This is a genomic window from Ruegeria sp. CDSC068 (genome assembly GCF_059610545.1).
Genome location: NZ_JBXWNV010000006.1, coordinates 272,259 through 284,560, shown reverse-complemented (window position 1 = coordinate 284,560; position 12,302 = coordinate 272,259). Strand labels below are relative to the sequence as shown.

Annotated in this window: 8 protein-coding genes; 3 read left to right on the top strand and 5 right to left on the bottom strand. The window is 55.8% G+C overall.

Annotation, left to right across the window (positions count from 1 at the left end; translation table 11 throughout):
* Positions 1-19: 19 nt before the first annotated feature.
* On the bottom strand, positions 20-1,417 hold the full coding sequence (locus tag AC2FID_RS14535; RefSeq protein ID WP_108859127.1) for an amidohydrolase family protein: 1,398 nt from the start codon (positions 1,415-1,417) through the stop codon (positions 20-22).
* 142 nt (positions 1,418-1,559) lie between these two features.
* Here AC2FID_RS14535 and AC2FID_RS14530 point away from each other — a divergent pair, with 142 nt between their 5' ends.
* From AC2FID_RS14530 to AC2FID_RS14520, 3 genes are all read left to right on the top strand, one after another.
* Positions 1,560-2,564, top strand: coding sequence for an AraC family transcriptional regulator (locus tag AC2FID_RS14530; protein ID WP_496837427.1), 1,005 nt, complete (start codon positions 1,560-1,562; stop codon positions 2,562-2,564).
* Positions 2,565-3,178: 614 nt separating this feature from the next.
* Complete coding sequence (locus AC2FID_RS14525) at positions 3,179-4,966, top strand: FAD-dependent oxidoreductase (RefSeq protein ID WP_282120224.1); 1,788 nt, start codon at positions 3,179-3,181, stop codon at positions 4,964-4,966.
* Between the two features lie 33 nt (positions 4,967-4,999).
* On the top strand, positions 5,000-8,281 hold the full coding sequence (locus tag AC2FID_RS14520; protein WP_496837425.1) for an adenylate/guanylate cyclase domain-containing protein: 3,282 nt from the start codon (positions 5,000-5,002) through the stop codon (positions 8,279-8,281).
* Here the strand turns inward: AC2FID_RS14520 and AC2FID_RS14515 are convergent, their stop codons facing one another.
* The 4 genes from AC2FID_RS14515 to AC2FID_RS14500 all read right to left on the bottom strand — a co-directional run bounded on the left by AC2FID_RS14515 (position 8,282) and on the right by AC2FID_RS14500 (position 12,291).
* Complete coding sequence (locus AC2FID_RS14515) at positions 8,282-9,217, bottom strand: polyprenyl synthetase family protein (RefSeq protein ID WP_496837423.1); 936 nt, start codon at positions 9,215-9,217, stop codon at positions 8,282-8,284.
* On the bottom strand, positions 9,214-9,690 hold the full coding sequence (locus AC2FID_RS14510) for a hypothetical protein (protein ID WP_058273394.1): 477 nt from the start codon (positions 9,688-9,690) through the stop codon (positions 9,214-9,216). Before AC2FID_RS14510 ends, AC2FID_RS14515 begins: the two co-directional genes overlap by 4 nt.
* A gap of 473 nt (positions 9,691-10,163) precedes the next feature.
* A complete protein-coding gene (locus AC2FID_RS14505; protein ID WP_496837421.1) occupies positions 10,164-11,288 on the bottom strand; it encodes a M20 aminoacylase family protein in 1,125 nt (374 codons plus the stop codon).
* Positions 11,281-12,291, bottom strand: coding sequence for a pyridoxal-phosphate dependent enzyme (locus AC2FID_RS14500; RefSeq protein ID WP_496837420.1), 1,011 nt, complete (start codon positions 12,289-12,291; stop codon positions 11,281-11,283). Before AC2FID_RS14500 ends, AC2FID_RS14505 begins: the two co-directional genes overlap by 8 nt.
* Between the last annotated feature and the right edge of the window lie 11 nt (positions 12,292-12,302).

Sequence of the window (12,302 nt, the reverse complement as noted above, 5' to 3'; positions counted from 1 at the left end):
CTCCGGTCGAGTTTTGGGGTCAATTCAGTGTATTTTTGTATATCACACCGTCCTTCATGATCAGCCGGATCGTATCAGGGCTTTCAGGCCTCGGGTCGGCGCCAAACCACTGATCACCAGTTCCCACTACTGAGAAGTCTTCTAGTGGGTTACCGTCGATCAGCAGGATGTCCGCATAGGCCCCTTCCTCGATCACACCCAGTTTTCCAGCGGTATACGGGTTCATAAAATCCCCTGACAGAGCGACAACTTCACCGCCTGTCGATGTCAGTGTCACCATGGACGTATAGGGGCCGAAAAAATCATTGTTTAAGTGTTTTTCGTAGGCAATCTGGATATTGCACGCCTCGACCGAACCAACACAGTCTGTCTGGAAACCCCGCTTCACCGGGCATTCTTTCATATTGTCGATATAGCCAGCAAATGTGGCCGACGCAGACTTTGCCTTGGCAAGGCTCGCCGGCACGTTCGCCACCGCCGGAATATCAAGAAGGCCGGGATCAAATGCCGTAAGGTTTGTTGTAATGTACGCACCCTTCTCGTTCATGACTTCGGCAATTTCGCAGTCAAAAGAAAAACCGTGTTCGATTGACATCACACCCGCGTCGAGCGCACTCAGGATTGCTTCCTTGCGATAGGAATGCGCCATGACATAGCTGCCATATTCATTCGCGACCTGGACGGCGGCTCTGATTTCTTCGGGCGACCCGGCCAGCAATTGCCAAGGGTCGAATGCCGACACGACACCCCCGGATTGCATGAATTTCAATTGCGTCGCGCCCATACGAAAGTTGTTACGTGCGAATTTATAGACGTCATCAACACCACTGACCTCCTGAGCCATGTTCAGCCGACCCATGTTTGTCTCCGAACCAGGTGGTGCCGTGAAATTCGCGAAGTCAGCGTGACCACCGCGTGTTCCAATAAATGCCCCAGATGGATAATAACGAGGACCCTCGATTTGCCCCGAGTCTATCGCCCTACGTAGTCCGCCATTAGCGCCACCAGCATCCCGGACAGTGGTGAAACCCTGCATCAAATACATCTCGGCCATCCGGGCACCGTGTATGGCAAAATCCTCCCAGGTCGTGTTGGCCTCCATCGCAGGCAAGGTCGGTCCCATCAGCATGAGATGCGCGTGCAGTTCAATAAACCCGGGGGTCAGTGTCCGCCCCTCTCCGTCAATGACTGTAGCATTGGGGGCATCGATCGCATCGGTTGATACGGACTTAATCAGGTTGCCCTCGACCAATACGCTGGCATTCTCGATGCGCTGTTCTTTCACGCCATCGAAGATGTGCACGTTGGTAAACAACGTTTGGGGTTCTTCTTGATCCTGAGCCTGCGCGGACGCTGAAAAAGAAAGACCTGCAGCGACAATTACCGTCGAGCAAAGCGACATTCGTAGACCGGACATAAGTACTCCCTTCATATTCATGTTTTGCCAACAGTAGTCCGGAAAACTTTGCCTCGGTTGCCACTTTTGAATTAGGATGTTCGAATGTGATTATAAAAATGGCCACTGAATACAAATACTAATCATCACAAGGGTGACGAGCTTGCCTTTCAACTCCACCTCTCAAGAGCATAGCGAGGGCTTTATTCGCCTCTCCTTAGCCGCTCCGTTTTTACAATATCTCACCGAACGCAAGATCAATCCGCAACCAGCATTGGACCAGGTCGGATTGAAAGCCGAACTGTTGTCTGACCCATCCGTGTTCGTTCACTCAGAGCTGGTCTACGGTTTGGTGAATGCCTTCTCAGAAGTATCAGGGGATCGATACCTAGGACTGAATGTAGGTGAGGTGTTTGACCTACAAGGATGGCCGCCCTTCGCTCAAGCCTTGCAATCTACAAAAACGCTATACGAGTTTTTTACCCGCTTTGTTGGGCTCGTACCGCAGGAGTCCAATTCTGTGCGGCACAGCCTTGTGATTGAAGCAGGCAAGGCGACTTATCGTATCGAGAGGCAACAGGAACCAACTGTCCCACCCATTCAGGTGACCGGTTTTGGTGCCGCAATCTATGTACGCCTATTGCAGACCGTCGTCGGAGATTCCTGGGATTCTTCGCGTGTGCGATGGGAAAGCAGATACATCAATGGGCTGCCTATCGACTACAAAGGGATCGAGGTTGGCCTTGGGTCTGATCCCGGAATGCAAATTAGTTTTCCTGTGGAATGGTTGTTTTTGCACCATGTCTCTGAGGGCTCTGCCAAGCCCATAGCTTCACCTCAACAAGAGGAAGAAGTAACCGTAGTGGCAGCTTTGCGCTCTGTCTTACGGGACAAGCTAGATGAAACCAATTTGGGGCCAGAGATGGTGGCTGGAATGCTGGGAATACGCCCGGAACGGTTTCTGAAAGCGCTTCAGCAACAAGGCACAACTCTACCCCGTGAAATCAAACGGCTGCGTGTCGATGTCGCCAAGGAGCACCTCAAAGAAGACCAGATGACAATTGCGGAGATTGGTCTGATGCTCGGCTATTCCGACAAGTCCCATTTCACTCGCTTTTTTCGAGGTCAAACCGGAATGACACCGACCAATTTCCGCCTCGGCGTATAGTTACGTTGCGAATACTTGGACTGCTTCTCCACTACACACCAAGTGCGGGCCGACAAGGATTTGCAACACACTTTTTGGAGCCACTATCTAAGGATCACAGAGGGACAATTGACCCATTGCCCCTGCGGTGGTGCATGCAGCGCTTCGCTTACACCGAAGATGTCGGGAGTTCGAGTCTCTCATCACCCACCATTCTCTCCCTACGATGTACCAAGGACCTACGCGACTGGCACCTAGTGTTGTGCTGCGCGTGAAACTGCGTCCGCTACGCCTCGGCTGCCCTGAAACGAAAAAGATGTCTCCGAAACAGGAGATATTGGCCATGGCAACAATCCCAAAACGCCCGACCTACGCAGACCAGGGTCAGGTCCCCGAGGGACACTTTTTGGATAGCTGCAACATGTATCAAAGGGCTTCGTGAGAGGTTTGGCCGTTGCACGCGCCGTGTGGTCTTGCGAAATTGTAAAAACGCTCTCCTTCGTCCTGCGGATCATTTTCCTGCAACACTCTGAAATAGTTTCCTTTGATGCCCCAAGCAGCGTAACCTTAGATAAGTTTTGACGGCGCCGGTTTGGGTTTGCAGGCTTGTGACGCAGAAAACCGAGGGAGTGAGCATGCATAAGGTAACTATCGTCGGGGCCGGGATCGCCGGGCTCACCGCAGCTCTTCGTTTGTTGGAGCGGGGATACCACGTCACGCTGTATGAGCAGGACAATTTCATTGGTGGAATGTTGCGGTCCCATAAGGAGCACGACCACGGCGATTATCCGCGCGAACATAGCTATCACATGCTGTGCAATTGGTATTACAACTTCTGGTCGGTCGCAGAAGACCTGGGAATTGAAGACAACTTCACACCACGCGAAGCCTTCAAGTTCCTCTATGACGGTGATCTCGACAACATGCCCGAAATGGTGAACCCCGGCGGCATTCAGGATTTTTACCGCAACCTCACCGGTGGCGCAGCGCCGCCTGCTGAACTCTTCCTGTTCATGTATTCGATGGTCGATCTGCTTTCGATCCCGGACAGTGAAGATGACAAGCTTGACCGGATGTCGTTCAACGGCTGGCTGCGCGGGCGGCCCTATTGCACTGATGTTGTGGCGAAGCTTCATGAGAAGATCTGGCAAACCGTGTGGGCGATTGACAGCTGGCAAGCTTCGGCGCGCAGCTACAAAACCTTCCTGAAGTACGGCAACCGCGTTCCGGTTCCGCAGCTTTGGCTGTTTGATGGGTCCAAGAAAGAAACTCTGATTGATCCCTTCCACAAAAAGCTCGATCAGTTCGGAGACCGGTTTGAGCTCAAGTACCGCCACCGAATTCGCGAAGTGCATCCCAACGCAGACGGCACTCGGATCGAACGGCTGGTGTTTGACAAGGTAACCAAATCGCCATCAGTTAACCCCAAATGGGGGATCGCAAAGAAAGACATCGAAGTGGATGTCAGCGATGAGAATGTGATCATCAGCATCACCCCCGGTGCGATGGCCTCAATGGTAACTGATGATCTCTACAACGCCGATCCGGATCTTGGGCAGCTGAGATACCTGGAGGCCGAGCCGATGGCGTCGGTCGAGCTTTATCTCAAGCGGAAACTGCCCGGCATCCCTTCGGATGTGGTGGTGTTCATGGATACACCCTATGAGATGACGTTCCTCAACTACTCGGCGACGTGGGGCCTCAAAAACACCTTCCTTTATGTGACAGTTTCGGATTTCAAATCGCTTCTGTCTGTAAAACCCGAACGCCGGGACGAAAACCAGAACCTCATTCTAGATCTCAAAAATCCCAAAACCGCAATCGACTATATTCTGCGAGAAATCACTGCCAAGTTAGAGATAACCGAGGCGGATATCGATCTGTTCCAGACTTCGGTCGATACAAATACTGGCGAAGAGCTTTTCGCCAATCTCACCGGCAGCTGGGAACATCGCCCCGAGGTCAACACCAAGTTCGAGAACCTGTTTCTTGCCGGGACTTACGTCAGGAATTTCGCGGATGTCTCGACTGTCGAAGGCGCTTGTGCAACTGGGTTGATCGCGGCCGAAGGCGTACGTCAGGCCGCGCAGAGAGAACCAGACAAAGGCGATGCGGGTAAACCAGTGGAAGTGATCACACCCGATTTTTATCCCAGCCAGATGTTTCAGACCCTCAAGATCGCCTGGGCACCCTATGCCGCCAGTGCGAAAGCCTGGACGCTTGCGGACAAGGCGCTGGGGATTAATAAGCTATGGCCGCCGAAGGACTTCAAGTTTCCGAAGTCGAAATTCACACCGAATCCCGAGGACCTTGGTTCACTGTTTACGGATTGGCTGCCTGCAAGTAAGTGGAACGAAAAGACTTTGGGCCTGGGTCCAATGTTCTGGAACTATACAGAAGACGGCAAGCCCCGTAAAAAGTAACCAAGAATACCTCGCACGAGTAAGAGACGACTGATGACTACTAAATCGATTGCGGCATGGCTGAACGAAATTGGCCTGCCACAATACACCGAACTGTTTGATGAGAACGGCATCGACCTGGACATTCTTGAAGATGTGACCGGCGACCATCTCAGAGAAATGGGTGTCACGGTGCTGGGTCATCGACTCAAGATCAGCAAGGCAATCACCGCGCTGAAACCGGATGCGGCGCAGCCCAGACCCAGCGGTGCCATGACGGGCGAGGAAAGCGCCGAACGGCGACACCTCACCATTATGTTTTGCGATCTGGTCGGCTCGACCGCCCTGTCGGCGCGGCTTGATCCCGAAGACTATCGCGACCTCATGGCGCTGTATCAGGATACGGTCTCGCAATTGGTTAAAGAGGCCAGAGGGCACGTGGCCCAATACCTTGGCGACGGCGTTGTGGTCTATTTTGGCTACCCGGTTGCGCAGGAGGACGCGGCAGAACGCGCGTGCCGCGCGGCTTTGGAAATTGTCGAGGCCGTCGCCGCGTTGGATACTGCAGCCGGTGAACGCCTACAGGTGCGCATCGGCATTGCAACCGGGTTGGTTGTGGCCGGTGATCTTGACCAGAACGGGGTAAATTCAACCTCAGCAGTGGCCGGCGATACGCCCAACCTTGCAGCCAGATTGCAGGGTCTGGCAAAGCCAGGGCAAATTGTCATTGGGAAAAGAACTCAGTCTCTGTTGGGGGATATGTTCGTCTATGAGGCGCTGGAAAACATCCATCTGAAGGGGTTTGAGCCCGGCCAGGTGGCGTGGCGTGTCATATCCACAGCACAGCGCCAGGACCGGTTCGCCGTTACCTCAGCACGGCGGCAGCTTACGCCTCTGGTCGGGCGCACGCCGGAACGAACGCGCCTGATGTCGGCCTGGGAGGATGCCAAATCTAAGAAGGGAAGTGTTTGCCTTGTCTCAGGTGAGGCTGGCATCGGCAAAAGCCGCCTCACATATGAGGTGGTGGATCAGGCCAAGGGCGAAGGTGCCACCGTTCTTCACCTGCAATCCGCACCCTATTTTGAGAACACGGCCCTGTACCCCATCCGCCGTCAGATCGAAACCGTGCTCGGGTTCAAGGAGGACGATGACAGCGAAGCCCGACTGGACAAGCTGGAAAAACTTGTCGTCGCCGAAGACGATCTAAACGAAGCCCGCGCGCTGATGGCGTCTTTGTTTTCGCTGCCCTGTGACAGATATCCGCCGCTGAACCTTTCGCCCGAGCTGCAAAAGACCCGAACGATCGACATGCTAATCGAACAGGTCATCGTGCAGTCTAAGCGGGCACCTCTTCTAGTGCATTTCGAAGACCTGCACTGGATCGACCCCACATCGCTGGATTTGCTGACCAAATTCGCCGCTAAACTCGCCGATCATCAGATCTTGTTGCTTGTGACCTGCAGACCGGAATTCACCCATGACTGGCAGGCAGATCACCTGGTCACCTGCGAACTGGCGCGCCTCAAACCCGCAGAAGTCGAAGAGCTTTTGGACAGCATGACAGGGTCGGATACGTTTTCTCCTGAACAACGCCAGCAACTGCTGGAACGGTCGGACGGCGTGCCACTATTTGCCGAAGAGCTGACCCGCTCTGCGATGGAATTCAGAAACAGTGCGGATCTGGTGCCTGAAACCCTGCAAGACAGTTTGATGGCGCGTCTCGACAAGCTGGGGGCCGCCCGCGAATACGCCCAGATCGGGGCTGTGATCGGTCGGGAATTCGATGTCGACCTGCTGTCTCAGGTGACCGGAACTCCGTTAACCGAGCTCTCGGACTCGCTTTCGCAACTGGGTGACGCAGACCTCGCATACCCGGACCAAACCGGTCAAAGTCTGATGTTCCGCCATGCCTTGATTCAGGAGGCCGCGTATCGATCTATATTGCGGCGGCGGCGGCAACAATTGCATGGCAAGATTGCCGAAACACTGGAAGATAAATTCCCCGAACGCTGCAAGTCCGGACCGGAACAAGTGGCAAACCATTTTGTTGCCGCTGGTCTGGGCGACCGGTCAGTTCCCTACTGGCTGACAGCTGGTAAATCTGCCTGGAGCCGGGCCTCGATGAAGGAAGCACTGGCCCAGCTTAGCATCGGATTGAAATATGTCGGCGAGGTCGATGACCTGACAGATCGCGCAAAGCTGGAGCTGCAACTGCAGTCGACCATTGGCGTGGTGCATTTTGCGGCGACCAGCTACGCCTCGCCACAGGCGCAGACCGCTTTTGAACGCGCCCGCGAGCTGTTTGTGGATGTTGACGATCCAGACCTGCGCGTCGCGGTTCTATACGGGATTGGGGCCTTCGAAACCATGCGTGGCGACGTGAGCTCAGGGCATGATACCTTCGCAGCGCTTGCTGACGAGGCGACGCGCAGCGGCAATACCCGCTATGAAGTCTATTCCGCTTCGATGCAGACGTGGTCGCATTTCAACCGCGGCGATTACGCCGAGTCGGTGCGCTATGGCGAACGGGTTCTACAACTCTATGATGAAGGCATCTGGGACCAGCCGGGGCCACGCCTGTCGGCCGCCGAACCCAAGGTGATTTCAGAGTGCTTCCGGGCGGCAGCGCTCTGGTCCCTGGGGCGCCCGGATCAGGCGGTGAAGGTCGGGAACGACATCCTAAATTACACCCGGTCGCTGCCTGACCCCTATTCGCTTGTCTATGCGCTGTCGAACGGGGTGATCCGCATCCATGACTGGAACGGTGACTGGGAACAGGTCATGGACCTGACCGAAGAATGCAGCGCAGTTGCCGGCGAGTACGGGTACAGGTTCTTGGGTGTCTGGGCTTCCTTCTGGCGCGCCCGGGCAATGGCGCAACTTGGTCAGCTGGATGAGGCCGAAAAGATCACGGCCACGGCCGTTGCCGCCTGCAAGAATGCCGGCGTTCATTACCACCGCGTCTGTTTTGAAGCCAATCACGCACGCCTGCTGTTGGCACAGGACCGGATCGAGGATGCCACCCGGGTTCTGGACGATCTTGACCAACCACTGCAGGTTGGGGGCGAATTGAACCACGTACTGGACCTGAGCCTAGTCAAAGGGGAATTGGCACAGAAGCGTGGCGACACCAGCAGCGCCGAGCAGCACTATCGCGCTGCTTACGACGCAGCGCAAAACCGGTCAGCTTTGGCATGGCAACTGCGCGCCGCGCTTGGGTTGGCGTCTTTGCTGCCCACCAAAGACGAACAACGCACGCTTATCGAACCGCTAATGGCGCAGTTCGAGGAAGGGTTCGACAGCCAGTATCTGAAAGCAGCGCGCGCCTATTTGTGATCAGCGCGCTTCGCCCAAAGCCCGTGTGCGATCCACAAGCGTGATCAACTTCTTCGGGTTCCGGGCAAATCGTTTGGCCTCGGCTATTGCGCTGGCGGCGATCCGGTCCAGTTCGGCCTCGGCTTCTGGCAAAGCGGCGCGAAAGGCCTCGGCCAGCGCGTCGTAATTGCCGGGGTTCGGATCGCGGAACATCTCGGCAATTGCAGGTTCGCGTACAGCTATCGCAGCCGGCAGGGTTAGAATCCCGTCGCGAATGTCCTCTTCACCGCCGCCACCCAGGGCTTCAGTTCCACGCACGTCGGACACGTCATCGCAGGCGTGATAGAGGGTGCCCAGCAGACCACCGAAATGGCGCAACCCCTCGCTACGGTCGCCGAGACAAGCAGCGACCTCGAACATCGAACCGGTGTCTTCCTGCGCCAGCTTGCGCCAATCCTCGACCCCGCGCGGCATCGTGCGGCTGTTCCACTGCGCGATCTCGGCCGCGCCAAGCCGGGACATCAGCTCGGACAACAACCCGACCACCTGCGGCTCGGTCGCCATCATCCGATAGCCTTCCGCAACCATGAACCCGGACGTCATCAGCGCCGCAAGTTGCCCAAAGGCCGTGTGCATGGTCGGTTTGCCGCGCCGTTCGTCCGACTGGTCCAGAATGTCGTCTACAACCAGCGTCATGTTATGAAACAGCTCAAGCGTTACGGCTGCCTGTATGGTTTCATCCGTGATCTCCTCGCTGCCGACAGCCGTCTGACAGGCAAAGATGGTCAATGGGCGAAAATACTTTGAGCCGGCCAGAAACTGTTCTTCCAACTGCGGCCGCATCTCTTCGGGTGTGGATTCAACCCACGCACCGATGGCAGTGCGCAACCGTTCGGTTTCAGATTCAAATCCCAGTTCCGGTATCACCCAATCGGCGCGGGCACCTTCGTTATTCATGGTTTGGATTTTGCATAGCGATGGGGGCCTTCCCGGTCGTCACCCTCGGGGCCGACTGACTTGCGAAGCTCAGCCTCGATTTCCATAAGATCACGTTGCAACAGTTTTGCCTCACTCAGCGACAGATCCGATATCTCGCGCAACACGGCACGGGCCTTGTCCAGCACGATCAGCTGTCTGGCTTCCACTGACGGGCCATCCGCACTGGGTATGGTTGCTTCGATCGCGTCTGTCCCTTGGGTCGAGACGATGGTCGCAATCTGCTGCCAATACCGCAAAGCTGAACTGAGCCACCGGGCTTGCGCCTGCGCAAGCAGAAACATCACGTCGGGCTCGACCCGTGCACCCTTTTCGCTGTAGTCCCGCAGCGACCCCAGAACACCCTCAAGCGCTTCCAGATACATCGCCACCATATCGTCAATCGAGCCAGGGTTCCCAAACTCATTGCGTGATGATCCGTCGTCTTGATCCATCTTGCCACTCCATTGCCCGCATCGTCATAAAGTTCTGTAGATTCAGAGTTTTGCTACCGATTTTCACTGTATATTCACACCGCGTTTGGGCATGGGTTGATTTGATTTTCAGTAAAACAAGAAGATCGCCGCGCAATCAAGTACCGAGATATGTTAACCATCTAATAACCTTGGGGATCTGCCGTCTGTATAAGAAAAAAGCACCCGCCCCGTGGGTTTTGGTTCATATGGCGCGGACGGCGATTCGAAACAGATTTTCCGCGATCTGCCGGGTTGAAGTTCGTGACCATGAGGCTTTGCGCCAACTGCGTCACGCAATGTTTCTGGATCTCGATGCAGCCCTGAAGGTGGTCACCAGATGAAGTGGCCCAGCAAAGAAAAAATAGCTAAATGACATCGGCCGAGGGTTCGATTGGGAACTTCAGGGCGGATAAACTGCCTGCTATTAGGGCTTATTCAGGCATCGCTTGCCGTCAATATTCCCGCCGTGCAGTGCTGGTCCAAAACGCGATCCCATGTCTGATCGCCTCGTCGTTAAAATCATACGACGGGTTATGAAGCGGCATCGAATTGTTCCCTTCCAATCCGTTGCCCATCAGGATGAAGGCCCCGGGGCGGTGCGCAAGAAACTCTGCAAAATCCTCTGAGAATCCTACCCGACCGTAATCCGCATCAACGCTACCAACATCACGAGCAGCATCCGCGATCATGTCTGTGGCTCTGGCATCGTTCACCAATGGCCGGAAGGAAGTCGAGTAATCAACCTCCGCCTCAGCGCCTTGTGCTGCACATACACCGGCGACTATGGAGCGCATTCTTCGCTCGATATTCTCGGACACATCTCTGGAAAAGCCCCGGCAATCCCCCCGTAGAGTTACGTTGCTAGGCAGAATGTTGCGCGCGCCGTCTGTCAGGAACTCCGTTACGGAAACCACTGCATGCTCGCTCGCCGGAACCGAGCGAGAGACGATCGATTGCAACTGCTGCACAATTGCGGCCCCAGTCACAATCGGATCAACGCCTTTTTCCGGCATCGACGCGTGCCCGCCCTGACCCTGAACGCGTATCTCAAAATTATCCTCGAACGCGCAGAATGAGCCCCTTTGCGTGGCAAAGCGCCCAAGCTCCATTCCGGGCATGTTGTGAAGGCCGAAGATCGCGGCCATCGGGAAACGTTCAAACAAACCGTCCGCGATCATCGCGGCTGCCCCGTTTCCGTTCTCTTCGTCGGGCTGAAAGATGAAGTGAATGGTGCGGTCAAAAGACGGGTCCGCCGAAAGCTCCAGCGCGGCACCCAGCAGCATGGTGCTATGGCCATCGTGGCCACATCCATGAAACTTGCCTTCCGTTCCCGAGCGGTACGGCAAGTTGGTGGCCTCTTGTATCGGCAGCGCGTCCATGTCGGCTCGAAAACCGATTGCGGTTTCGTCCGGACCACGGCGCAAGGTGGCCACAATTCCCGCGCGGCCCACACCCCGGGTGACCTCAAGTCCCGCGCGTTCCAACTCCGCCGCGATCAGATCCGACGTCCGGTCAAGGGCGAAGCCTGTTTCCGGGTGGGCATGCAGATCACGGCGAAACGCAACGAGATCAAGCATCGGGAACGTCTCCTTCGGACAGCACGATCAACGGCAATTTAGCCTCGTCCGTCAACAAGGCTGCAAGCCCCGCTGCGCCAGACGGCGTGGTGGAAAAGCCCAGATCGCGCGCATGTTTTACAGCGTCCACGGCCTGCAGGTCAGTGACCGTAACCCAGTCATCGGCGCACCGTTCCAGAATTTCGAAAGCCAGCATAGAAGGCGTTTTGCAATCCAGACGCCCCATATTGGAAACCGGGCCCTCAACCGTTACGATCTGTCCCGCCCGGGCGCTTTCGGCAAGGCAAGGGGCCGCATCAGGTTCGACCACTATGATCTTTGGCTGAACCGCCCAGGTGGACCGGATCATGTAAGCGATCCCCGCAGCCAGACCACCAACGCCTGCCTGCAAGTAAACGTGGCTTGGCCAATTTCCGGAGCTTTCCAACTCTGTCCGCATTTCTTCGGCGATGACGGTATAGCCTTCCATTACCAACCTCGGAGGTTCGGTATATCCAGGCCAAGATCCATCGGCGAGGTGGATTGCCCCGGACGCCTCGGCGTCGGCTATGGCTGCCGCAACGCTCGCCTCATAATCGTCACCCGATCGGACAACTTCCGCGCCTTTGTCCCGCAGGCGAATTGCAAAATCCTCTGGCACTGTTTCGGCAAGGTGAATGCGGGCCTTTGCGCCAAACAGCCGCGCTCCGGCCGCCACGGCCATGCCATGATTACCTGCACTGGCACAGACAAAAGTCATCGTGCGTGCGATGGTTTTTACGGAATCATCCAAATAGGCGTTTGCTTCCAAATGGCGGCCGACGCGCGCTTCTATCAGCTTGGCAACAGCGTAAACGCCTCCGAGCGCTTTGAAAGCGCCCAATCCCATCCTGTTGGTTTCATCCTTGATCAGAATAGGTCTGTCTTGGAGACTGCGTGTCTCCAACGGACTTGGTTTATAGGCGGGGCATGCAGCCAGCAGAGCCAGCGGTTTTGCAACATCGAGTATCGTTGGATTTTTCATACAGAAAGTTG